At 39.2% G+C, this 25,533-nt stretch carries 21 protein-coding genes; 18 read left to right on the top strand and 3 right to left on the bottom strand.

What is annotated here, in order from left to right; all coding sequences use genetic code 11:
* The first annotated feature begins 41 nt into the window (after nucleotides 1-41).
* The gene (locus QNH43_RS11530; RefSeq protein ID WP_283917927.1) at nucleotides 42-2,456 is read left to right on the top strand and encodes a heavy metal translocating P-type ATPase; all 2,415 of its coding nucleotides are present in this window, start codon (nucleotides 42-44) and stop codon (nucleotides 2,454-2,456) included.
* A gap of 191 nt (nucleotides 2,457-2,647) precedes the next feature.
* Here the strand turns inward: QNH43_RS11530 and QNH43_RS11535 are convergent, their stop codons facing one another.
* Nucleotides 2,648-3,151 (bottom strand): DinB family protein, encoded by a 504-nt coding sequence (locus tag QNH43_RS11535; protein WP_283917928.1) that lies wholly within the window; start codon nucleotides 3,149-3,151, stop codon nucleotides 2,648-2,650.
* Nucleotides 3,152-3,937: 786 nt separating this feature from the next.
* Here QNH43_RS11535 and QNH43_RS11540 point away from each other — a divergent pair.
* The 3 genes from QNH43_RS11540 (at nucleotide 3,938) to QNH43_RS11550 (ending at nucleotide 6,520) form a co-directional block, all read left to right on the top strand.
* Nucleotides 3,938-4,858: a patatin-like phospholipase family protein gene (locus tag QNH43_RS11540; protein ID WP_283917929.1), complete on the top strand. Its 921-nt coding sequence runs from the start codon at nucleotides 3,938-3,940 to the stop codon at nucleotides 4,856-4,858.
* Nucleotides 4,859-5,554: 696 nt separating this feature from the next.
* Entirely contained in the window at nucleotides 5,555-6,139 is a 585-nt protein-coding gene (locus QNH43_RS11545; RefSeq protein ID WP_283917930.1) for a hypothetical protein, read from the top strand.
* A 24-nt stretch (nucleotides 6,140-6,163) separates the two neighbouring features.
* The gene (locus QNH43_RS11550; protein ID WP_283917931.1) at nucleotides 6,164-6,520 is read left to right on the top strand and encodes a hypothetical protein; all 357 of its coding nucleotides are present in this window, start codon (nucleotides 6,164-6,166) and stop codon (nucleotides 6,518-6,520) included.
* 222 nt (nucleotides 6,521-6,742) lie between these two features.
* Here QNH43_RS11550 and QNH43_RS11555 read toward each other — a convergent pair whose 3' ends face one another.
* A complete protein-coding gene (locus QNH43_RS11555) occupies nucleotides 6,743-7,072 on the bottom strand; it encodes a DnaA N-terminal domain-containing protein (RefSeq protein WP_283917932.1) in 330 nt (109 codons plus the stop codon).
* Nucleotides 7,073-7,260: 188 nt separating this feature from the next.
* Nucleotides 7,261-7,428, bottom strand: coding sequence for an aspartyl-phosphate phosphatase Spo0E family protein (locus tag QNH43_RS11560; RefSeq protein WP_082352106.1), 168 nt, complete (start codon nucleotides 7,426-7,428; stop codon nucleotides 7,261-7,263).
* 477 nt (nucleotides 7,429-7,905) lie between these two features.
* Between QNH43_RS11560 and QNH43_RS11565 the strand changes: the two genes are divergently transcribed.
* The 14 genes from QNH43_RS11565 to QNH43_RS11630 all read left to right on the top strand — a co-directional run bounded on the left by QNH43_RS11565 (nucleotide 7,906) and on the right by QNH43_RS11630 (nucleotide 25,526).
* A complete protein-coding gene (locus QNH43_RS11565) occupies nucleotides 7,906-9,648 on the top strand; it encodes an alkaline phosphatase D family protein (RefSeq protein WP_283917933.1) in 1,743 nt (580 codons plus the stop codon).
* 70 nt (nucleotides 9,649-9,718) lie between these two features.
* On the top strand, nucleotides 9,719-9,931 hold the full coding sequence (locus tag QNH43_RS11570; RefSeq protein ID WP_283917934.1) for a twin-arginine translocase TatA/TatE family subunit: 213 nt from the start codon (nucleotides 9,719-9,721) through the stop codon (nucleotides 9,929-9,931).
* A 147-nt stretch (nucleotides 9,932-10,078) separates the two neighbouring features.
* A complete protein-coding gene (gene tatC, locus QNH43_RS11575) occupies nucleotides 10,079-10,780 on the top strand; it encodes a twin-arginine translocase subunit TatC (protein ID WP_397222494.1) in 702 nt (233 codons plus the stop codon).
* 591 nt (nucleotides 10,781-11,371) lie between these two features.
* A complete protein-coding gene (locus tag QNH43_RS11580) occupies nucleotides 11,372-12,004 on the top strand; it encodes a YitT family protein (RefSeq protein WP_283917935.1) in 633 nt (210 codons plus the stop codon).
* A 381-nt stretch (nucleotides 12,005-12,385) separates the two neighbouring features.
* Entirely contained in the window at nucleotides 12,386-13,798 is a 1,413-nt protein-coding gene (locus QNH43_RS11585; protein ID WP_283917936.1) for an amino acid permease, read from the top strand.
* A 169-nt stretch (nucleotides 13,799-13,967) separates the two neighbouring features.
* A complete protein-coding gene (locus QNH43_RS11590; protein WP_283917937.1) occupies nucleotides 13,968-14,423 on the top strand; it encodes a hypothetical protein in 456 nt (151 codons plus the stop codon).
* A gap of 93 nt (nucleotides 14,424-14,516) precedes the next feature.
* Nucleotides 14,517-15,347 carry a phosphonoacetaldehyde hydrolase gene (gene phnX / locus QNH43_RS11595; RefSeq protein ID WP_283917938.1) on the top strand — a complete coding sequence of 277 codons (831 nt, stop codon included), beginning with the start codon at nucleotides 14,517-14,519 and terminating at the stop codon, nucleotides 15,345-15,347.
* A 175-nt stretch (nucleotides 15,348-15,522) separates the two neighbouring features.
* Nucleotides 15,523-17,286, top strand: coding sequence for a sulfoacetaldehyde acetyltransferase (gene xsc / locus QNH43_RS11600; protein ID WP_283917939.1), 1,764 nt, complete (start codon nucleotides 15,523-15,525; stop codon nucleotides 17,284-17,286).
* Nucleotides 17,287-17,419: 133 nt separating this feature from the next.
* Nucleotides 17,420-18,772, top strand: coding sequence for an aminotransferase (locus QNH43_RS11605; protein ID WP_283918340.1), 1,353 nt, complete (start codon nucleotides 17,420-17,422; stop codon nucleotides 18,770-18,772).
* Between the two features lie 149 nt (nucleotides 18,773-18,921).
* On the top strand, nucleotides 18,922-19,653 hold the full coding sequence (locus QNH43_RS11610) for a PIG-L deacetylase family protein (protein WP_283917940.1): 732 nt from the start codon (nucleotides 18,922-18,924) through the stop codon (nucleotides 19,651-19,653).
* A gap of 62 nt (nucleotides 19,654-19,715) precedes the next feature.
* Nucleotides 19,716-20,768, top strand: a complete 1,053-nt coding sequence (locus tag QNH43_RS11615; protein WP_283917941.1) for a YeiH family protein — start codon at nucleotides 19,716-19,718, stop codon at nucleotides 20,766-20,768.
* Nucleotides 20,769-21,035: 267 nt separating this feature from the next.
* Nucleotides 21,036-21,743, top strand: coding sequence for a GntR family transcriptional regulator (locus QNH43_RS11620; protein WP_283917942.1), 708 nt, complete (start codon nucleotides 21,036-21,038; stop codon nucleotides 21,741-21,743).
* 625 nt (nucleotides 21,744-22,368) lie between these two features.
* Nucleotides 22,369-23,781: a sigma-54 interaction domain-containing protein gene (locus QNH43_RS11625; RefSeq protein WP_283917943.1), complete on the top strand. Its 1,413-nt coding sequence runs from the start codon at nucleotides 22,369-22,371 to the stop codon at nucleotides 23,779-23,781.
* Nucleotides 23,782-24,221: 440 nt separating this feature from the next.
* The gene (locus tag QNH43_RS11630) at nucleotides 24,222-25,526 is read left to right on the top strand and encodes a CitMHS family transporter (protein WP_283917944.1); all 1,305 of its coding nucleotides are present in this window, start codon (nucleotides 24,222-24,224) and stop codon (nucleotides 25,524-25,526) included.
* Nucleotides 25,527-25,533 lie beyond the last annotated feature (7 nt).

Consider the following 25,533-nt stretch of genomic DNA (forward strand, 5'->3'; position numbering starts at 1 on the left):
AAAAAATATACCCCATAGCGGTATAGGAAGGCGGGGATGATGTGAGCGGCCAAACAAAAGAAACAACCTTACAGATTACAGGTATGACTTGCGCTGCCTGTGCTAACCGGATTGAAAAAGGGTTAAACCGAATGGAAGGCGTTGAGGAAGCCACCGTTAATTTGGCTCTTGAGAAATCTGTCATTAAATATGATACGGAAAAATTAAGCAACAAGGACTTTGAAAAGAAAATTCAAGACCTTGGCTATGATGTAGTAAAAGAGAAAAAGGAATTTACGATTACGGGCATGACCTGTGCTGCCTGTGCTAACCGAATTGAAAAAGGGTTAAATAGGCTGGATGGAGTAAGCATGGCCAATGTGAATCTTGCGCTCGAAAATGCGACAGTCGAATATGATCCTTCCGAGGCCTCCCCAGTTGACATCATTCAACGGGTGGAGAAGTTAGGGTATGGGGCGATCATCAAGGAAGATAACCAGGAATCCGCGGATTTCCGTCAAAAAGAAATTCAAAAACAAAAGAATACATTCATTTTTTCGGTCATATTATCATTTCCATTGTTATGGGCGATGGTAAGCCATTTTAGTTTTACTTCGTTTATCTATATGCCTGATTTCCTCATGAATCCTTGGGTGCAAATGGCATTCGCCACCCCCGTGCAATTTCTGATTGGTAAGCAGTTTTATGTGGGGGCTTATAAAGCCTTGAAAAATAAAAGTGCCAACATGGATGTATTAGTCGCAATGGGAACATCCGCTGCCTATTTTTACAGTGTTTATCAGGCGATCATCTCGATGGGATCCCATCACAATACGGCACAACTTTATTTCGAAACTAGTTCGATTCTTATCACCCTCATTCTCTTAGGGAAGCTTTTTGAAGCAAAAGCAAAAGGACGTTCTTCCGAGGCCATCAAAAAATTGATGGGGCTTCAGGCCAAAACGGCACTGGTGTTAAGGAACGGGGGAGAACATGAAATACCACTTGAGGAAGTCATCGTGGGAGATACGATTTTGGTGAAGCCGGGTGAAAAGATCCCTGTCGATGGAGAGGTATTCGAAGGGAACTCTGCCGTTGATGAATCCATGTTAACGGGTGAGAGCATTCCGGTGGATAAAACAAATGGGGATACTGTGATTGGCTCAACATTGAATAAGAATGGGTTTCTCAAAATGAAAGCGACAAAGATCGGAAGGGATACCGCTCTTTCCCAAATCATAAAAGTGGTCGAGGATGCTCAAGGGTCCAAAGCCCCGATTCAACGTCTTGCTGACCAAATTTCCGGTGTCTTCGTTCCCATTGTTGTCGGAATCGCCCTTTTAACTTTTCTGGTTTGGATGATATGGGTTAACCCTGGAGAATTCACACCAGCTTTTGAAGCGATGATTGCAGTGCTAGTCATAGCCTGTCCGTGTGCTTTAGGTCTGGCCACTCCCACATCCATCATGGCAGGATCAGGGCGGGCCGCTGAATTCGGTATTTTATTTAAAGGCGGGGAACATTTGGAAACCACACACCATATAGATGCGGTCATTTTGGATAAAACGGGAACAGTGACAAATGGTGCCCCTGTGTTGACCGATGTCCTCATCGAGAACGGTATGGAAGAAGAACAGTTTTTATCTCTAATCGGAGCAGCTGAAAAACAATCTGAACACCCTCTTGCGCAATCAATCGTTCAAGGAATTCAAGCAAGACAGATATCACTTGCTGCGATAGAGGAATTTGAAGCGATTCCTGGATACGGCGTGAGAGCTGTAGTGGATCAAAAAGTGTTATACGTCGGAACGCGTAAGTTGATGAAGCAAAATAACGTGGATATTACTAAGGCATTGACAGCGATGGAAGCATTTGAAGAGCAAGGGAAGACAGCAATGCTCGCTAGCATTGATGGGGAATATGCAGGACTCATTGCCGTTGCCGATACGATAAAAGATACCTCGCTAACGGCGATTAAAAGGTTGAAAGCAATGGATATCCAGGTCATCATGATAACCGGGGATAATCAAACGACAGCAAATGCCATCGGCCATCAAGTGGGCATTGACCAAGTGATTGCAGAAGTCCTTCCTGAAGGGAAAGCGGAAGAAGTGAAAAAACTGCAGTCCGCAGGTAAAAGAGTGGCAATGGTCGGAGATGGGATAAATGATGCTCCAGCGCTGGCATTGGCCGATATAGGAATGGCTATAGGAACCGGGACGGACGTAGCCATGGAAGCCGCCGATATCACTTTGATCCGGGGGGATTTGAACAGTATTGCAGATGCAATCCTCATGAGCCGGAAAACGATGCGGAATATCAAACAAAACCTTTTCTGGGCTTTTGCCTATAACGTAATCGGGATACCAATTGCGGCAATCGGACTGCTTGCCCCCTGGTTGGCTGGTGCTGCCATGGCTTTCAGTTCTGTATCAGTCGTATTGAATGCACTTCGCCTTCAACGGGTAAAGCTCTAAAGATATAATGAAGGCATTTGTACTGACTTAATATAACCATGCCACGAGCGTTTGGATTTTCATTCCAACAAATAAAAGCCGATGATTCCTTGGCAAGTGAATCATCGGCTTTCATCTGGAATAGCCGTGCTTTTATATGTTAATAGCGACTCCTAACTGATGTTCCTTCATACTTTCGGTTGCCAAACCGATTATTTTAAACAATAAAATACATAATCCGTTGGTGCGCCACGCTCGCCTTGCTGATGGAGCATCGCTGAAACATTACCGCGATGATAGGTCCCATGATTCACTACATGATGGATGAGGTCGGCAAGTATAAACTCACAAGCCCCCATTTTGGGATGTTCGGTCACAATGGTCCGTTCAAGATCAGGCTGAGAAGTAAAAAAATTATCATAATCCTTTGCAAGTTCATCATAGGAGGATTCAAGTTCATGTATTGAGAACCCGTCCACTTCTTTCCGCCGCTGTTCAACTTTCTTAAAAGTATCTTGAACGGTGCTTCCTTTCATTATCTCCAACCAGGTAATATCTGTTGCGTAAAGGTGAACAAGGACTTCCTTGATGGATGGAAAGACACTTTTTATCGTGTCGCCATAGACTCCGTCCGGTAATTGTTTTAGGTTTTGGAACACTTGCTGATTAGCCCACACGTGGTAATCATACATTTTCCTTGCACGGTTCATTTCCATTTTTTCACTCCTTCAATTGTTACATATCCTTTTCGACATAATTTAAAAAATACCTCTATAAAAAATAACGGTCATCCTTTAAAGAAAAATTACTTTTTTGATAAGTGAATAAATTGGTTTTTCAGCAAAAAGTACTTGTTTATAGAAAGTTTTTCATATGGGCAGCCTTTTTACTGGATCAGTCTAATAAGTTTAGTAACACAAGCAATAAAATAAAGTTTAGCAGAGCCTTAATAAAAGAAGTAATGGCTAGACACTTTACTATTTTGGTACCCATTTTGAGGCATTAGTTCAACAATCTAAACATTATTTTTGATTAGATGAAGTTTTTTAAAAGGTATCTGATAATTTGTCCATGCAAATGCCTCGTTTTATACATACCATGATAGAAGATGCCATCCTACTAATGTTATTACGTTGATTACCATCAATGTCGCTTTCACCACTGTTAGAATGTCTATCCACTTTAAGATAGTAGTAGAGCCAGAGTAAATGATTAAGGCTTTCCACAAGTAGGGAATCCACAGACATGAAGTAATGGTAAAAGGTGATATAAAATAAAAAAGAAAAAACGGTTGGATATGTAACCAATAGTCATTCAGGGATGGAAAGCATAAACTAGCGAATTAATTTGTTAGAAAAATAGAACCGTCAGCCATCGATAACAAGCGGTTTTTATTCTTCAACTGTCGGGCTGATTTTTGGAATCTAAGAGTGTGCAAGTTCGCTTTATATGAAATTATTGTTAATAATTATAATAACTCTTATCGAGAGAGGTGGATAAAAATGAAAGCAGATGCCGTTTTTGAAGGTGGGGGGGTCAGGGGAATTGCTTTTATTGGAGCGATTCAAGCAATGGAAGAGGAAAAAGTAGAATGGGAGAGACTTGCGGGGACATCAGCAGGAGCAGTAATCGCAGCTCTTTTGGCTAGTGGCTATAAAAGCCATGAAATTAGAGAGCGGTATAGTGAAATCAACTACTCAAAGATTCGAGGCAGGACATTTCTGAATCGAATTCCCATTGTGGGCTTCTTTTTGGAACTTATGGTTCATCTTGGGATTTTCAAAAACGACTATTTGGAAAAATGGGTGGATTCTCTTCTTTCAGAAAAAGGGATTAAGACATTCGCGGATCTTCCAGATGGAAAGTTGAAGATAATTGCGTCTGATGTTTCGAATGGCCAGATGCTTATTTTGCCAGATGATTTGGTACGCTATGGTATGTCACCTGCTGATTTAAAAGTTTCAACTGCCGTAATGATGAGTGCCTCTCTGCCATTTTTCTTCCGTCCGGTTATCTGGAAATCAAAAGACCGGAAAAAATCCTACATTTTAGATGGTGGTTTACTTAGTAACTTCCCAATATGGATTTTCGATACAGAAAATCCTCGCTTTCCAACATTCGGATTCCATTTTGTGAAAGATGAAGTTAACATAGATCCGGTTATACCAACGCCAATCCACCTTTTCAAAAATATATTTAAAACGATGCTTCAAGCCCATGATTTACGACATATGGACGAAGAAACGATTGAACGCACGATTCAAATTCCTACTGGCGGCATCGACGCAACGGACTTTGAACTGAATGAGGAAGAAATCGACTTTCTCTATCAATCAGGCTATACTTCTGCAAAAGAATTTTTGTCTAAGTGGGATTTTGAAAAATATAAGCTCAAACGGATGCAAAGAGTAAAAAATAAGTAGGAGAATCATTACGCTATCGTTTCAAAAGGGTGAAAGAGGGGGACGAGGAGCTGTTACAACGGCTCTTTTTCTTATTGAATGAACGAACCAATCGTTTAATTCAAAAGCAATAAGTGGAATTACAATCATAAAAAATTAATATAATATATTATTTTGATATTGGTTAACAAATATTATAAAAGCATTTAAATGTATGAGGAAATGAGACTTTTAAAAATTATTAGATGACATAATAAATAGTATCTTTTACGACGTCTATGTGAACCAGTCAAAGAATTGACCGAACATAAAAAACTACTTCTTTCGAAAAAAATCTTGACTGAGACATATTTCAAGTCTTGAATGAAGTCATAAAATCCCACAGCTTCTAAAAGAGGTAACGATAATTTGGATAATGATTCTTCAGACCCTTTTTTATATATATTTTTATAAAAATAAAATAAATCTAGTTATATTTTCATACTAATGTTAATATAAAGTGGTAGATAATACCTAACCATGGAAAGGAGAGGATTTTATAAAAAGATATAGAAATCGGAATTGTTCCTGCCTCAGCCTTCAGCCTTCAGCCTTAAACCTTTGTCCTTCAGCCTCTACTTAGATCACTCCATAAACAGCATCTTCTATGAGAGAATTTATTTCTTAAATGTAGGAAAAATGTTAAGAAAAAATCTACTAGAAGGGGAATAGAATATTATGAAAAATATATTTGCCTTTTCATTATCGTTGATTATTTTATTTAGTTTTGTAGCTCCTTCATTTGCAAGTATAGAAGTTAGCAACGAGACATCGACACAACAAGAAGTAAACGAACATGCCTATTCTTTTAATGAACTAGAAATAATAAGTAATACAATTTTAACGGAGCAAGAGATTGAAAATCTATATAATGAAGTTATGAGTATTAATACACTTAACTCTGGTGGTATAACTGCATATGGACCTATTTCAGGTGGATCAACAATAACTGAAATAGCTCCTATTTATAGAACCTACAAAAATACCGGTGTAAATGAAGCCAAAAATCTAATTTTTGCATATATGATGAAAAAGATTCCTAAAAAACTGACAGATAGTGTATTCGCTAATTGGCTTTTTGTAAAGTTAAATAGCTGGTCCAAAATTAGTCCAACTTACGTGGGTTCTTGGGTATCAAGTTCATATAGCACTGCAGAAAAGAAAAGAAATTATCATGCGACAGTGGTTCATTATGGCAAAAGTAATTACACATCACCTAAATCAGTTCAATATTTCCAATGCAATTACTGGTTTGGGAAATAATAAATCGAGGAAATGGGGAATAAGATGAATTTGAAAATATTATTGAGAATAGGTATCTTTTTATTATTTTCTTTTCTAATGATTTTTGATTATTTCCCTCATCTCGTTTTCAAAGACATTCCTAAAACTGCACTGACAATTGGAATGATCTCATTAGCGGTTGTCTATATTATCATTAATCGAAAGACTGAAAAAGATTGTGAAAATGCATTAATTGGAGAAGCAGTATTTATTTTTTATATGTTAGTGCTAATAGGATTATTAACGGTAATGGGCGGAAAATCTACTGTAGGAATTTCTTTGAATAATCCTATGCTATGGTTTGTTTTATTATTGACAATCGTTGATATGACCGTAAGATATAGGAAAATGAATGCTTAGAAAACGCTAAACTTATGAAATTGGGAAATTCCGGACGAAAAAACAGCCAGTTGACTGCCTATTTACTTCATATTATCTCAGACTAAAGCTTTAGGCACATAACATGTACTTTATTATTTTCTTATAACGAACGAAGGAGCCTTTATAGCTTCTTCGTTTGGTTGGTTAAGAGTTCCCTTATTTCATAATAAATCGAATCGTATAATCTTTTCCATTGATACTCTACAGCAAGAATTTAATTAATTCTGCGTACCTTTCCTCAAGCCAATCTCGAGCGAATACATTAGGTGCAACTAATGTCATTCGGTCACTTTCAATAGAAGAAAAGTACACATCTTTCATCCAAGCCTCATAGCTCGGTTTAGAGATCTTTTTCTGCATTTGTAATTTAACAAGGGAGAATATATCTTTATCGTCCAACAATTCATTATGTATTGACACATCTTTTAAAGGAAGTACAGCCTCTTGATCCGGGTTTAAATGATCTATTATTTGAGTGACACGATTTAATTCATGTCTTAGTGAAAGTTTTAGCTTTAGTAACTCCTGCATTAAAAAATCTTAGATTTATCATTACTATCCATTGTACGTCCCCTTGATGTCTGGTTATCTTTCTATTATAACTTTTTTATGTTCTATTCCCATGGCGAATTCTACACGAAATAAGGTAGAAAACTATACTAGGAAGCAATAGGTAAAAGTCCAAGAAAGATCCATGAAGTATTAGTTCATGGATCTTTTTAGACATATTCTAAATCATTTGGTTCTTTTTCATTTGTAAGTAAATTCAACAGTTCATCTAGTTCCTGGCTTTTATGTAATGTTTTTGGGGCAGTAAATCCATAAATCAATCCGGTGGTTATTAGTTCTTTCCTCAATATCTCAATTTTTTCAAATAATGCTTCCATACTCTCCAATGCAGAATCCCTCAAGTACTTTCATTTTTTATTTTGAAACCATTATTACATAAATTAGGATGTTTTTAAATAAAAAGTGAGTAATTACTCATGAATTTTTCAGACATTCGTTAGTCTGATATCGACCATGCTATTATTCTAATTATTCACAGACTTTACATAAACAGATTAAATACTATAAGTTTATTGAAGTTTTTCCATTGTTAAAATAACCCATGGCAGTTATTTGTAACGATTAAATAAATGATTCATGAAGAGAAGTAGGATGAAAGACTGTCGGTAAATGTAAAAGTTTGTAGGTCAATGTAATTGTATGAGTGAATCATATCTCTTTTTGTGTTCGATGGGGACCATTAGTCCTGATTGAAAATTCCTAAATGGGAACTTATTGATTTACACTTCTTCATACACCTTTAAAAATGCCCTTCTATACTTGAACCAGATTCAAATATTAGGAGGGAAAGATCAATGAATAATGAAAGAGCAATGGATGATTTAATTAAGAATTGGAGCGAATTAGGCAAGAACATGGACCGCAGAAACTTTATCCAGGGAGCAAGTAAGCTTGCCGGACTTTCATTAGGTCTTGCCCTTGCTCAATCAATGGGCGGGATTGAAGTGAATGCTGCCCCGAAATTCAGTGATTATCCATTTACTCTCGGTGTAGCTTCAGGTGATCCGCTCTCGGATAGTGTAGTTTTATGGACAAGGTTGGCACCTGATCCGTTGAATGGCGGAGGAATGCCAAATGAAGCCATTTCCGTTAAATGGGAAGTGGCAAAGGATGAGAATTTCAGAAAGATTGTCCAGCAGGGCAAGGAAATAGCCAGGCCGGAACTTGGACACTCCGTTCATGTGGAAGTAAGCGGGTTAAAACCTGACAAGGTCTATTTTTACCGTTTTAAAAGCGGAGGGGAAGTAAGTCAGACTGGGAAAACGAAAACTCTTCCGCCAGTAGGTTCAAGTGTTTCGAGCTTGTCATTCGCGTTTGTTTCATGCCAGCAATTTGAGCATGGTTATTATACGGCATATAAACATTTGGCAAAAGAAGATCTGGATATTGTCTTTCACCTTGGCGATTATATATATGAATATGGACCAAATGAATATGTTTCATCTACAGGTAATGTCCGTGTACATAGTGGTCCGGAGATCATCACGCTTGAGGATTATCGAAATAGATACGCACAATACCGCTCTGATACCCATCTAAAAGCGGCACACGCAGCTTTCCCATGGGTCGTGACATGGGATGATCATGAAGTTGAAAACAATTATGCAAATGTCATCCCGGAAAAAGGACAATCGGTAGAAGCATTCATCAAGAGAAGGGCCGCCGCCTATCAGGCTTACTATGAGCATATGCCCCTTCGTAAATCGTCTTTGCCTAAGGGAGCGGATATGCGGTTATACCGAAATTTCACATATGGAGATCTGGCCTCTTTCTTTGTATTGGATTCCCGTCAATACCGCGATGATCAGGCAAACGGCGATGGAAGTTCCCCGCAAACGCCTGAGTCACTTGATCCGAAACGGACATTGCTAGGTCCAGAGCAGGAACAGTGGCTAACTGACAATCTATCAAAATCAAATACGAAGTGGAACGTTCTGCCTCAGCAGATTTTCTTTGCACAACGGAATTATGGAACACCAACCGCTCCCAAATTCAGCATGGATTCCTGGGATGGGTACCCGGCTGCACGCGATCGTTTAATTGATGTAATCAAAGGAAACAACCTGGAAAATCTGGTCGTGTTGACCGGTGATGTACATGCTAGCTGGGCAGCCAATCTAAAGGCGGATTTCGATGATCCAAATTCAAAGATTTTCGGTGTGGAGTTTGTCGGAACTTCCATCACATCTGGTGGAAATGGAGCGGATAAGCGTGCGGATACTGATAAAATACTAAGTCAGAATCCACATATAAAGTTCTTTAATGATTACCGGGGATATGTCCGTTGCAAAGTAACCCCAGAACAATGGAAGGCTGACTACCGTGTAGTTCCATTCGTGACAGAACCAGGTGCGGACATATCGACAAGAGCATCCTTTGTTTTTGATAAGGATCAAACAGGGCTGCGTAAGGTTGCTTCAGCAGCGGTTATGGAAGGTGTACAAAAAACGAACGAAGTTGAGGAAGATCGGACGCGTGCCCATAATCGCGCACACGAAAAACAAAGAATGAAAAAGCAGGGGAATGTGACGAATTGATAGGGAACCATAATGATGCTTGACAAGAATATGGCGAATAAAAATGAGAAAATCAGAGGAGTGAATAAGTATGCTTTCAAATATAGGAATACCCGGTTTGGTGATTGTCCTCGTGATTGCACTGATTATTTTTGGACCGTCCAAGCTGCCGGAAATCGGCCGTGCATTTGGCCGGACATTGTCCGAGTTCAAAAGTGCAACAAAGGGATTGGTGAATGATTCAGAAAAAGAGGATGAAAACGAGAATAAAGCTGCGTCAAGAGCTGTTAAAAAAGAGGGATGAATTTAATGGGATAGAGCGGGCGGAAAGACTCGCCTGCTTCTTTTCATGAAAAGAGTTCGAGGGAGATGCTATTTGCAATAGTGCAAGTAAAATGTCTAAAAAGGAGGAGTGAAGGTGGAAAGTAAGGATTTACACGTTATTGAGCATATGGAGGAACTCCGAAGCAGAATCATTAAAACACTGATAGGTTTTCTGGCTTTTTTCATAGTGAGTTTCATATTCGTACAGGATATTTATGAACTGCTCATTAAGGATTTGGAAGGAAAGCTTGCCGTGCTGGGACCAAGTGAGATCCTTTGGGTTTACATGATTATCGCTGCGGTTTGTGCAATAGCTGCAACGATTCCGCTAGCAGCCTATCAGTTATGGCGCTTTGTGGCTCCAGCGCTGAAACCGGAAGAGAGAAGAGTTACATTTCGGTTCATACCCGGGCTCTTCATTCTATTCATCACCGGTATCTCATTTGGATATTTTGTTTTGTTTCCAATCGTGCTGGGTTTCCTCACTTCCCTATCGGCCGGGCAGTTCGAGATGATGTTCACAGCTGAAAAGTACTTTCGGTTCATGATTAATTTGATCTTACCTTTCGGGATTTTATTCGAGATGCCGCTTGTGGTCATGTTCCTGACCAGATTAGGCATCATCAATCCAACAGTGTTGAAAAAGTCACGTAAGGTTTCTTATTTCGTCCTGGTTGTCATCTCGATCCTGATTACGCCTCCAGATTTAATTTCGGACATTTTGGTCATCGTCCCTTTACTTGTGCTTTATGAAGTGAGTGTACAACTGTCCAATATGGTTTACCGAAAAAGGCTAATGAAAGATGAGACGGCATTACCTGTAACGTGAAATGGCTGATCCAGATCCTTTAGAAAGAAACATTTCTTAGTAAATAGTTATTGAACACTAAAAAGTTGAGGGGCATATCCCTCAACTTTTTTATTGCGGAATAATAATTGATGATATAAATAGGGGAATATACTTTCCATACCTAAACAGTTTTCTTTTCTTTTTTGTCAGGTTTTGATGTCGGACTAAGTCTATTTAAGCGAGATTATAAATAGCCTTTTCCTTGTATAAACCTTTGGGGATTTATTGGAATGCCTTATTCATTCAGGTAAACTCAAAGGCTTCTGAACAGCGTTAAGTTGTTCAAGAAATCTGCATTGCTTAAATGTTTATATAGTAAACATGAACATCCTCAAGTTTTAAGGAGGATGTTTTATTTTATTTATTAGAAGGAGAGAGGATTCTGGTTAGCGAATTATTGTAATCACTTGAACCAAAAATATGCATTCTTCATAAAATCATTCAAAAATAACGAAAGGGAAAAGGTTCGAATAAATGGTTGTAAGAGGTGTGTATCTTATGGTTCAAGTATAAATATATATTTAAGGGGGGAGACATTATCAAAATATTGAACGGGATGGTGAGAAGTTTATGAAGGATTTAGTGAAAATTATCGCAGGAAACATTTCCATGACCTTTGCCTATGCTTATTTAATCGTTCCCAATGAAATTATCAATGGCGGGGTAACTAGCTCGGCATTATTATTGAATGCATTATCGGGTTATAACATTGCCATGCTAGCCAATTTCGTAACAGGATTACTGTTAATCATTTGTTTAGTTTTTCTAGGGAAAGAATACTTTTTCAAGTCGATTGTAAGTTCGCTTAGCTATATGGTTTTTTTCAATTTTTTTTATTCATTGAAGATTAATTTCGAAATAAATATCGCTTTAGTGATTATCATTTCGTCGATTTTGATAGCGATAGGATATTATTTATGTATAACAGCAAATGCCTCCACTGTTGGCTTTGACGTGATCGCCTTAATTTTACATCATAAAAATGAAAAAATAGATATTGCAGCGACAATAAGGATTATCAATCTTTTCGTACTGATATTGGGACTTCTTGTTTACGGTTATACATCGATCGTTAAGGGAATTGCGTTTACATTGCTTTTTTCATACCTTCTGAAGAAAATGCTGGATAGGAAGCAGAATACCGTAAAATTAGCAACGGAAAGTGTGTTAGATGAATCCTCCAATGTGAAAGAAGTAAAATGAAAAATATTTGAGGTTTTCAGTATTAATGGGCACCTTTTTTATTTGAAAATTTTCATTTTGTTATCTAAATATTCTGATTTTTAAATTGACTTTAAAAAAATCAGAGTGTATTATACACATAGTAAGTGGTCCTAACATCATGACGTAGTGATGTTGGATCCGCTTCGAATGTCAAAATAGCCTTAAGGAAGGGGGAATAGGGTGATATAGAATCTTAAGTTCATAGCGTCATCTCCTGTGTTGTTTTTAAAATGCCATGTTTCCAAGTTCCCACTATCTTTGTGAAAGTGTAAAGGACAGGCAGTTGAAAAAGCTTGTTTTTACATGCAAGTAGCGATTATTTTAGTTGATTCCCCAAAATATTGAAAGTTGGTGGAGGATATGAAACATCAACAGGAAGAACTGAAACCAGGCCTGAAACAAAGACATTTAACGATGATATCCTTAAGTGGTGTCATAGGCGCTGGTTTATTCGTAGGAAGCGGTATCATTATTGGTCAAACGGGCCCCGGGGCGATATTATCATATGTTTTGGCAGGCTTGATCGTTGTTCTAGTCATGAGGATGCTTGGGGAAATGGCCACAGTGAATCCCAATACTGGATCTTTTGCCGTTTATGCAAGAGAGGGGATTGGTGAATGGGCCGGTTTTACAACAGGTTGGTTATATTGGTTCTTTTGGGTTATCGTCATTGCCTTGGAAGCAACAGCGGGAGCTGCAATCATACACAGCTGGCTTCCTTCCGTTCCCGTCTGGGTCATAAGTCTATCTTTGATTATCCTATTGAAACTGACGAATATTTTTTCCGTAAAATCGTTTGGTGAGTTCGAGTACTGGTTTTCAATCATTAAAATAATCAGTATCATACTATTTTTGTGCCTGGGTGTAGCAGTGATATTAGGGTTTATCCCAACGATAAAACCACCTGGTGCTTCCAATCTTTTGAATTTCGGCGGTTTTATACCAAATGGGCTAAGTTCTGTACTTGTTGGCGTCGCAATTGTATTTCATGCATTTGTTGGAGTGGAGATTCCAGCGATTGCCGCGGGTGAAACAAGTGATCCGGTAAAGTCAGTTAGAAGTGCATTGAATAGTGTAGTATGGCGAATCCTGATTTTCTATATTGGGTCCATCGCTATTCTAGTGACGCTATTACCTTGGAATTCGGCTTCCCTGCTGAAAAGTCCATTTGTTGCCGTACTTGAAATGATGGGAATCCCTTCTGCTGCCCTGATCATGAATATAGTGATTCTCATTGCCTTGCTTTCTTGTTTGAATTCGGGTTTATATACGAGTTCACGCATGTTATTTTCACTTGCACAAAAGGGCGATGCCCCAAAGTTATTTTCAAAAGTGAGCAAGAACGGTGTCCCTATATTAGCTGTCGTCGGCTCTACATTATTTGCTTTTATCAGCACCATTTTCAGTTATGTCTCACCTGATAAAATCTTTTTCTTTTTAGTGAATTCCTCGGGTGGAGTGGGAATTCTTGTTTATCTGGCCATTGCGGTTTCCCATCTCAGATTAAGGAAGAGAATGGAGAAAGAAAATCCCGGAATTTTCAAGATCAAAATGTGGTTATTCCCTTATTTGACTTATGTAACCATACTTTCCATGATTTCCGTGTTGATATTAATGGCATTTATCGATTCGCAACGTCCACAGTTTATCTTTACCATGCTATTTAGCTTGATCGTTATCTGTTCATTCTTTTTCCTTCGGCGAAAAAGGGCGAAGTATATGGAGAATGAATTAAATATTATTTCTGGTTCCCCTAATTCTGAAAAACTATAGCTTTTGCTCTATACCATTTTAAGGCAATGCTTCATTTACTTCTATGGAACTCCTCAGACAAAATTCTTCAATCACTAATCAGCTAGAATATGACTCCCATAGAAAAAGAGAGCTGTACCAACAGGTGCTTGGCGCCATCTGTCTTTTAAATCATGAAGGAGGGATTATGTTGAATGGTTTCCGTGTAATGACTAGTGGGGTTATCCTTGGAGCCATGTTGCTGTCAGGCTGCAGCAATTCAAGTGAACCGGACGAGGCTCAACAAGAAAAAAGTCCAGCCATGAATGAAAATCCGGATTCAAATACGGGTGAAACCCAAAATGCAGAGGTTATTAAAAAAGGTGTCGGCGATGTGATTCAATCCATAAAAGGATTGGAATCAGAAATAAGTGCAGAGGCGGATTCAGGGGAAATTCAAGAAATGGGCAAAGAGATCAGTTCTACATGGGATTCGATAGAAAAGCAAGTGGAAGATGAATACCCCGATTGGTATGAACGGATTGAGAAAAACCTTTACCCATTAATTGGGGAGTCCGGGAATGCGGATAAGGACCTTGAAAAAATGAAACGTCTCTCTGAGGCTACTAAAGAAGATTTACAGTTATTTTTGGAAAAAGTGAAATGAATTCTCTTTATACCCAGGTTATCACCAGTGGGGAATTTATGGGTTTAGCAAGTTTGTGATTTTATAGGGGTAAGGATGAGGAGGGAACATAGGTTGGAAAGTGCAAAAGAATGCAAAGAGGTTCAGGCAGTGATCTTTGATTGGGCAGGAACGACGGTGGATTATGGTTGTTTTGCACCGGCCCAAGCATTCGTCGAGATATTCAGGATAAGGGGAATAGATATTACCGTTAAGGAAGCAAGGGAACCTATGGGTTTATTGAAAATGGATCATATAATGGAACTCCTGAAAATGAAACGAATCTCCAATTTATGGATTGCTAAATTCGGGAAAGAACCGGACGAAAAGGATCTAAAATCATTATATATGGATTTTGAGGCTTTGCTTTTTAAGGTTCTAAAGGAAAATGCCAAACCGATGCCAGGCGTAATTGAATTAGTCAGCCGTTTAAGGCAGCAAGGAATAAAAATCGGTTCGACGACCGGGTATACTCGTGAAATGATTGATGTTGTTAAACAAGAGGCGGAAAAATGGGGCTATCAACCAGATTCCATCGTTGCGTCTAACGAAGTGCCTGCAGGAAGGCCTGCCCCTTGGATGTGCTTTAAGACGGCGATGAATCTCCAAGTGTATCCACTCAGCAAAATCGTTAAAGTCGGCGATACGATCAGTGACATCAAAGAAGGCATTTCTGCGGGAATGTGGACTGTTGCCGTATTGAAAGGCGGCAGTGAAATCGGCCTTTCAGAAGCGGAAATCAACGAAATGGACCCATATGATCTGCAAAAAAGGATGAAACATGCAGAAAATCGTTTTTGGAATGCAGGAGCTGATTTCGTAATTGATGAAATAGGTGATTTATTGGAAATCATCGATAGGATCAATTACAGATTGACAGAAAAAAAGGATATATTTATTGGTTAAAAAACGCTTCAAATACATGAGTTAGTGACTATGATGGCTAGAGATGTGAAATAAATTCAAAATATTCAATTTATTTATTGACTGTTTCATCCAATGGTAGTATTATACAACTTATAACTGGTACGGACGTCGCAACGTCATTATCAGAAATAACTATAATTAAGGAGAATGTGCTATGGTCGAAACAAAAATGTTAAGAGGAACGAAAGTTAAAATGACACCAAGTGAAGCCATCGTTGAGACATTAGTGGCCGAGGGAGTTAAACATATCTCGGGAATTCTGGGATCCGCTTTCATGGATATGCTTGATTTATTGCCAACTGCAGGCATCCGTTTCATTGGTGTCCGCCATGAACAAAGTGCAGCACATATGGAAGATGCCTATTGTCGTGTCTCTGGTGTTGCAGGAGTCGTCATCGGACAAAACGGACCTGGAATGACGAATATGGTCACCTCTGTTGCAGCGGCCAATCAAGCTCATACTCCAATGGTGGTCATATCACCATCTGCTGGTACACCAACGGTTGGATGGGATGGATTTCAAGAATGTGATCAGGTTTCCATCTTCAAGGCCATCACTAAGGAAACGGTTAGAGTGACACACCCAGGTCGGGTCGCTGATTGCCTTAGGACAGCATTCCGGATTGCCTATGCCGAGAGGGGACCGGTTTTATTCGATATCCCCCGTGATTACTTCTATGGTGAAGTGGAAGATCAAATACTACAACCACATCAATATCGCGTAGATGAACGTGGCTGCGGATCTTCTGCATCCTTGGATAGAGCGGCAGAAATCTTAGCTGAGGCTGAGTATCCTGTCATTATTTCCGGTAGGGGAACGGTCGATTCAGATGGCATTGAGGAAATTAAGAATATTGCAGAATATTTAACAGCTCCGGTAGCTGTCTCCTATATGCATAATGATGCCTTTCCTGCAGATCATCCATTGTCAGTCGGCCCAATCGGTTACATGGGTTCGAAGGCAGCCATGAATACACTAAAGAAAGCGGACGTCATCTTGGCGGTCGGTACAAGATTATCGGTTTTTGGAACGTTACCATGCTATGACATTGATTATTTCCCTAAGGATGCACAAATCATCCAAATAGATATTAATCCAAGGCAAATAGCGAGGACACACCCTGTGGAAGTCGGGATCATCGGAGATGCCCGTGAAGCGAGCCATGAAATCTTGAAACGGTTGAAGGCTAATAAACCTAACCTAAAACAAGAAAAAAAGCGGATGGTCGAGGTAACGAATGAAAAACAAAAATGGGAAGAAGAATTGGTGAAACTTGCGATGATCGAAGGAACGCCGATCAATCCGCGTCGAGCCCTTTTGGAATTGACTAAAGTGTTGCCTGAAAATGCCATCGTTACTACGGATATCGGTAATGTATCGTCAACTGCAAACGCTTACTTAAAATTCAATCAAAGCCGCAGGCATATCGCTGCGCTTACATTCGGGAACACGGGATTTGCTTACCCATCTGCACTTGGTGCCAAGTTAGCTGAACCGAACACGCCTGTTTTAGCCATTGTTGGAGATGGCGCGTGGGGCATGAGCTTACATGAAGTGAGTACGGCCGTTGAAGAAAACATACCGGTCATAGCATGTGTGTTCAATAATAATGCATGGTGTGCAGAGAAAAAGAATCAGGTCGATTTTTATAATAATCGTTTTGTAGGGGCGGATATCCAAAATCCTGATTTCGCAGAAGTTGCCCGGTCAATGGGTGCTGTTGGTATTAGAGTGGAAAAACCTGAGGAGTTAGGCACTGTCATTGAAGAAGCAATAAAATCAAACAAACCGACGGTCATTGATATACAAGTGGATGGAACACAATTAGCTCCTCCATTTAGAAAAGATGCATTAAAAATGCCTACTAGATTATTAGAAAAATATTCACATCTAGATCATAAAAACTGGGATAAATAATGGCGGTAAAAGGTGATATGACAGGTGCGATGACTTATTTTGGTCATCGCACCATCACCAATGAGGTCTGTAACAGCATGGGAACTTAACTTAATTGCGTTCGATGAAAAATAAGGGGGTTTCAATTGTGAAGATGGAAACTGAAACGAAAGACCTTGTTCAAATGGATAAAGACCATTTATGGCATGCGATGCATCGCTATAATGAGAAGGATGCTCCCATGATGGCTACAGAAGGATCCGGCTCATGGTTCACAGATACTAAAGGTGATAAATATCTAGATGGGGTTTCCGGTTTATGGTGCTTGAACCTGGGTCACGGGCGAAAAGAGATTGCGCAGGCAGCCTATGAACAAATGATTAACTTATCTTATTTCCCTTTAACGTTAAGCCATCAGCCGGCAATCGAATTATCTGCAAAAATAAGCGAACATTTAAAGGGCTCCTACACAACGTTTTTTACGAACAGCGGCTCTGAGGCGAATGAGACAGCTTTTAAAATAGCCAGGCAATATCATTCCCAAAACGGCAATCAGGGTAAATACAAATTCATCTCAAGGTACAGAGCTTATCATGGCAATACTTTTGGCGCGCTAAGCGCAACCGCACAGGCAAATCGGAGAGTGAAATATGATCCTGCGGTTCCAGGCTTCCTGCATGTGCCTCCGCCGTATAGTTATCGGAGTCCGTTTGGGGAAAACGTTGAAAGCTCAGATTTGCTTGCAGCTGAATATATCGATCAGGTCATTAATTTTGAAGGGGCTGAAACGGTAGCTGGTGTTATTCTTGAACCATTCATCTCTGGTGGCGGTGTCCTTATTCCTTCGAAAGAATACTTAACGAGGGTTTCGGAAATCTGTAAGAAGCATGATGTTCTTTTAATTGTGGATGAAGTGGTTTCAGGTTTTGGAAGAACTGGAAAAATGTTTGGGTTCATGCACTCCGATGGGGTTCAACCGGATATTGTTACAATGGCAAAGGGGTTGACCAGCGGTTATCTTCCCCTTGGAGCAACGGCGGTGAATTCGAGGATTTATGAGAAATTCAAAGAGAACGGAAATTTAAATCATTTCAGGCATGTGTCAACATATGGAGGCCACCCTGCATCTTGCGCAGTTGCGCTAAAGAACATTGAAATCTTGGAAAATGAAAAAATCGTTCAACGTGTATCTGAGCTTAGTGAATCGACACTAAGTGAGCTCTTTGAATTGACAGCCCTGGATAAAGTAGGGGAAGTTCGGGGAGTCGGGTTTTTATATGGCATTGAATTAGTGGAAGATAAAAAGACAAAAACGCCTGTTTCCGATGAGTTCATGGGTAAAATAATCGGGGCTTGCAAGGAAAAGGGTCTTATCATCGGCCGTAATGGTGATACAGTTCCTGGATATGGAAATGTATTGATCATTGCACCCCCTTTATCTTCGACCGTTGAAGATCTTCGCTTTGTCATAGAAACGGTTAAATCCGTTTTATATCAATTATGTTAATAAAAATAGATGATTGAGCTTTAGGGACAATATATAGAGACGAAAAATGAAGATGGGCATGATATGTCTAACCGTTATGACATCCATGTCCATTTTTTCATGGTGGGTCTAACAGGGGGAAAACTGGAGATTCCGAAGTAGGAGGAAATATGCAATCACAACATAGGTTATTGGTGGTTCTTGCACATCCCGATGATGAGTCATTCCTGTGTGGCGGTACAATTGCCAAAATGTCTGAACGAGGTGTTCATATTACATTACTATGTGCGACAAAAGGTGAAATGGGCAGGCGCATGGGAAATCCCATCATTACAACAAGGGAGGCATTGCCTAAACTAAGGGTAGAGGAGTTAAAAAGAGCTTGTGAAGAATTGGGGATAAGCGACCTGCGATTTTTAAACGTAAGGGATAAAACGATTGAATTTGAATGCTTCGATTTATTGGCGGTGAGAATCGTAAAGGTGATTCGTGAAGTTCAACCGGATGCACTAGTAACATTCCACGGGAAATATGGGGGGCATCCAGACCATTGTGCGATAGGCCGTGCTGCCGAATTTGCTTTTCTAAAATCCGGTGATCCCGATTTTTATCCAGATCCAGTATTTTCAGCTTTTAAGGTTCAAAGTCTGTACTTTGTCCTTTGGCATGCTTTTTATGATGAATGGATAAAGGAAAACGGGATGAGCAGTATCGAAAGAGTGAATATAGCAGGGACATTACAGAAAAAGATCCGTGCCTTAAGGGCCCATCGTTCCCAGACCCTGGCAGTTTCTGAATTGTGGGGGAATCAAAATCCAAGCTTGCCTTTTTTAAAGAAATCCGAGTGCTTTATCAAAGGGAATTCACCTACCAATATAGATGAAACCGTTTTTTTCAAATGATTGAAAGGTTGGGATGATACGTAATCTGGGCTTTAGTTTATCTGGAAAGGGGGAAGGAATATATGGAATTACAAAAATATGAGCCACTGGAAGAAACACCACAAGAGCAGCAAAAGTTGCTTCAAAACAGGGTGGTTTTGTGGCTGAGCGGTATCGCATTCACCTTTTTTATTGCCCTCTTAGGCTTGGGGCTGTCCAAGATTGCAGGATTCAATCGAATCGGTCCACTTGCTTGCTCGATCATCATTGCCGTGATTTATCGACAAATTGCGGGATATCCAGAAAAGTTCAGGACAGGAATAGAATTTTCCGCAAAAAAACTTTTGCGTTTTGCCATTATTTTATACGGGTTGAAATTAAATATCGATGTGATTTTCAATCAGGGTCTGCCATTGTTGGTACGTGACATAGGAACAGTGACTTTTGCAATAGTCGTGATGGTCCTGATTGCAAAGTGGTTTAAGGCAGATGCCTCCATTTCCCTTCTTCTTGCTGTTGGAACTGGGATATGCGGTGCAGCTGCCATCGCGGCAATATCTCCTATCGTGAAAGCGAAGGAAGAAGATACAGCAATAGGCGTCGGGATAATCGCGTTAATGGGAACACTTTTCTCCATTGTTTATACACTTTTACGTCCGATCCTTCCGTTATCTGCTTTGGATTATGGAATTTGGTCTGGGATCAGTCTTCATGAAATCGCGCATGTTGCATTGGCGGGAGCGCCGGCTGGTGAAGATGCGCTAGCGATTGCACTTCTTGCAAAATTGGGCCGTGTCTTTTTACTTATCCCATTATGTTTCATTTTTATGTATTGGATGAAAAAACGCACATCCGGGAAAATGGGCCATGATGCCAAAATTGATTTTCCATGGTTTCTCGTCGGTTTTATAATCATGAGTCTAATAGGAAGTTATGTGTTTGGAAAGTATATCACGGTGTCTACTCTCGTAATGGATGGTATTTCCAAATCGACTACATTTATATTGACAATGGCCATGATCGGTCTTGGACTGAATGTTAGCCTGCAGGCACTGCGGACAAAAGCCATGCGTCCTCTTTTAGCCATGACCATAACCTCTTTGCTGCTCTCGATAATCTCGTACTTTATCGTTTAATAGATAAGCTTTACTATTTTTGCCCATTAAATATGCCTGAAACGTGATAAAGGTTGCATATAGGATAAGCCCTGAATACTTAAATCTATTCAGGTTTTTTTCATCTAAAGAAACGTTTTATTGGAAAAGAAGGAGTGGAAAAATGGTAAAATACTAATTTAAGGAAAAAATCGGCCGTCAGCATGTTTGAATATTATAATTATTTGGTTTACAATATAATAACTGATACGAACATTATGATGTCTTTTTCTGTTTGGAGGAAATTTTATGGAGTTAGACTTTAAAAATCCAATCCCTTTACATGCTCAATTGAAAACCATATTGGAAAATCAGATTTTGGAAGGTTATTATAAAGATAAAATCCCGAGTGAAAGGGAACTCATGGATATGTATTCTGTCAGCAGGAGCACTGTGCGGGAAGCAGTATCCATTCTGGTTCGTGAGGGGATATTGGAAAAAAGGCATGGTAAGGGAACGTTCGTTTCCCTTAAACCTGTACAAGAATGGCTTAAGATGATAAGTTTTACGGAAACCACTAAAAGCATGGGCATTGAACTACTGAATCATGGCCGTGTAATGACACCTGAAAATATAGCTGATGCAAATGGGTTTGAGGATGAATCTTATCATATTAAAAGGTTGCGGTTGCAGGGGGATGTCCCAATAGCCATAGAATTGCATTATTATTCTTTGGACCTAGGAAAAAAATTGACGAAATTCGATTTAAGTACAACCGTATTGTATGATGCACTCGAAGGTGATCTAAACATTGACTTTTGTGAAGCGGAACAAATCATAACCTGCGGCTTCCCAACAAAAGAAGATGCAGAACATTTAGGTATAGCCGAAACGATGTGCTTGCTGATCACAGAACGAATGATTTTTGATTCTGATGGTAACTTAGTAGAATATTATAAAGGGTTATTCCGATCGGATATGTATTCATTCGCAATGAAAATGTCTCGGAAGAATTGATTTTGCACATAAAGTGACCTAAGCCTTTCTAAGATGCAGAGAGGCTTAGGTCATTTTCGCTTCTATATCGCTTCTATATCATTGAGTTAGTCGATCTTGAACCGGATTAAAACGCCAGTCAAGACTTTCTATAAAAACCCGATTAGCTATAATATGATTTACCACCGGGTTCAACGTAGTTTTAGGGTAGAAAAATGGCTGATTTAGTTGAGACAATATTTAAAGTAAATCTATCATATTCAACGTACACATTGATTGGACTTTATGATAGGATTGGCTGTTTCTTGAAATAACTGCCTCTTCAGTCTTTCAAGACAAATCGTCCCCCCAGACGCTCCAAGTCAAATCCTTAAAAGCCTATTTATGCATACTGGTACACAAAGATAAAACGATTCAAAAACAAAGGTAGTCAATAAGATTGCACACAATGACAAATAGACGCACAACGTCCATTTCTTATTATGGTCAATGGTTGGCAGCGACTAACCTCTCCAGACATGCCAAGTGACACATAACAACCACAAAGCAAATTACCACGAATGGGCAGTTTAGAGATAAAATTAAAGAAATGATCCAGGCGGAAAAAGCTGAAATATGGACTATAAGGGTGAAAGGAGTTAATTCCTTGAAAGAGCAATCAAATAATAAAAACAATGCTTCAATTAGTGATAATAGCATAGGCTGGTGGAAAGCAATTATAGAATCAATCAATGATGGTGTTTTAGTGATTGATCATAATGGGTATGTAAGGATGATCAATCCTGAATATACACGTATTACTGGTGTTACTGCTGAAATCATAGGGAAGCCACTGGTAAAATATCGGCCCGGAGCGCAACTTACAAAAACACTAAAAGATTGTCAGTGTCGTGTTGGAGTCTACCGAAAGACAAAAGACCGAGAATATGTGGTCGATATGGCTCCAATTATTCTCAATGAACAGGTTGTTGGCGCTGTGTCCGTCTGCAAAAGTTTAACTGAAGTTCATAAATTGTCAATTGAACTTCAAAAACAAAACGAGAAAGTCCGGCAGCTTAAAAAGCAGATGAATTCGCTTTATCAAGTAAAATACACTTTTGATGACATCATCGGAAAAGATGGCGGGTTGAAGGACGTTGTGTATGTGGCAAAACGGGTTTCCGATTCCAACTATCCAATTTTAATTATCGGCGAGAGCGGAACAGGAAAAGAATTATTCGCACAGGCTATTCATCATAAAAGCCATCGTGGTAATAAGCCTTTTATTCCAGTTAATTGTGCGTCTATTCCACCATCTTTATTAGAAAGTGAGTTATTCGGCTATGGAGATGGGGCCTTTACCAATGCAAAAAAAGGCGGTAAAATCGGTTTATTTGAAATGGCAGACCAGGGTACGCTCTTTTTGGATGAAATTGGTGATATGTCATATGATCTTCAGGCTAAGTTACTCAGGGTGTTACAAGAAAGTAAGATCAGAAGAGTAGGAGAAACAGAAGAGCGAAATATTGATGTCAGGATTATTGCCGCTACACACCGTGATCTACAACAGCTTGTAAATAAAAATCATTTTCGCGGAGATTTGTTTTATAGACTTAATGTTATAGGTTTAAAGATAGCACCTCTTCGAGAACGAAGAGAGGATATCCCTGAACTGGTTCATTCATTGCTTCGTTCGTCATTAACTCCATCTAAGGAAGGTTCTATGTACACTATTGACGAACAAACTTTAGAATTTTTACGCTCATATGAATGGCCTGGCAATGTTCGAGAATTGAGAAATGTGATCGACTATGCAACTTGTATGGCAGAAAGTATGGAGATAAAGATCCAACACCTACCTGATGTATTGATGAAGCTCGAATTGAATCGCTTAGATTCTACTCTAAAACCAAACGGTCAAACACTAAAGGACATAACGGAAGAAGCAGAATCAAAATTCATTCAAGAAATTTTGGGGCAGTTTGGAAATGATATGGAAGGAAGAAAAAAAACCGCAAATTCTCTAGGGGTGTCCTTGGCAACCTTATATAATAAAATGAAAAAATACCGTATTATTTAAAGCGATTTCTAAAAAATTAGAATAATATCCATTGATTTCTAAAAAATTAGAAATCAACCAAGGCTATAGAATTAGGGGATAAAGTAATTTATTTGAGAATCTTAGTAATATTTTCTAAAGAATTAGAATTTGAATCCACTATAAATGAAAGCGCTAGCAACAAAGTGCTTTCTTTTTTTTGTTTTTAAAATTTTTAAATGAGTACTTAAATAACTGATAAATCAGCATTAGAGTGAACAAACACCCAAGAAAATCAAACTGCAATAATAATTTAAATATTACTTTCTTTGTTTAGGCATGGTTCTTGCAAAAGTATAGTACACAGCAAAACTCTTATAGAAAGGGCAATGAAATCCTTGGTGAATATGCCTCGTGGAAAAATCTTTTCATCTGAGCTATGTCAGTAAACATTCAATTTACGACTCATTGGGAGGGATTATATGTTAGCTATTTTAGGTTTCTTGACAATAGGAGTTTTCCTTTACCTCATTATGACAAAACGTTTATCAGTCTTAATTGCTCTGGTGTTGGTGCCAATCGTTTTTGCTTTGATCGGTGGATTTGGCTTGGGGATAGGAGAAATGATGCTAGCGGGTATCGAAAAGGTTGCTCCTACCGGAATTATGGTGGCTTTTGCTGTTTTATATTTTGGGCTGATGATGGACACGGGTTTGTTTGATCCAATCGTATCTAAGATGCTTCTTATCGTGAAAGGAGATCCCTTAAAAGTGGTGGTGGGCACGGCCGTTATCACGATGCTTGTATCCTTAGATGGGGATGGTGCTTCTACTTTTATGATTACTGTTTCCGCCTTACTTCCTCTTTATAAGAGATTGAAGATGAACCCTCTCATTTTAGCAGGTGTAGTGGCTTTGGGCGCAGGTGTCATGAATCTTGCACCATGGGGCGGTCCAACAGCAAGGGCGATGGCAACTTTGAATGTCACTTCTGCTCAACTATTTAATCCTATTTTACCTGCTATGGTTGCAGGTATCCTATGGGTGTTGTTTTCATCCTATTTACTTGGAAAAAGAGAAAGGGAAAGAATGGGGATTATAGATTTGGAGGAAAAGGACAACATAGCTTTTCAAGAATTAGCGGCAACGACGTTAGAATTTAAGCGCCCCCAACTTTTTTGGTTCAATCTAATTTTGACACTGATTCTTCTCATCGCTTTAATCAAAGTATGGCTTCCACTTCCTACTTTATTTATTATTGCTTTTACAATTGCTTTATTGGTGAATTACCCAAACCAAAAACAGCAGATGGAGCGTATCACAAGTCATGCAAACAACGTTGTTATGGTTTCGACCATGATTTTTGCGGCGGGGATTTTTACCGGTATTTTGACCGGAACAAAAATGATTGATGCTATGGCGCTTTCTATGGTGTCGGTTATTCCTGAAGCGCTGGCGGGCTACTTACCTATTTTGACAGCTATAACAAGCATGCCTCTAAGTTTAGTTTTTACACCGGATGCTTACTATTTTGGAGTCTTACCTATCATTAGTCAAACCGCTTCTACTTTTGGAATTGATCCCATTGAAATTGGCCGGGCAGCTATACTGGGGCAAATGACAACCGGCTTCCCATTAAGTCCATTAACAGCCTCTACGTTTATTCTTATAGGAATGACAGGCGTCGATTTAGGGGATCATCAGCGTTTTATTTTTAAATGGGCATTTGGAACAACGATTATCATGACTATCGTAGCCCTGCTAACAGGAGCTATTACTATAATTTGAGGTGATT

It is taken from the genome of Peribacillus simplex (genome assembly GCF_030123325.1).
GTDB lineage: Bacteria > Bacillota > Bacilli > Bacillales > DSM-1321 > Peribacillus > Peribacillus simplex_D.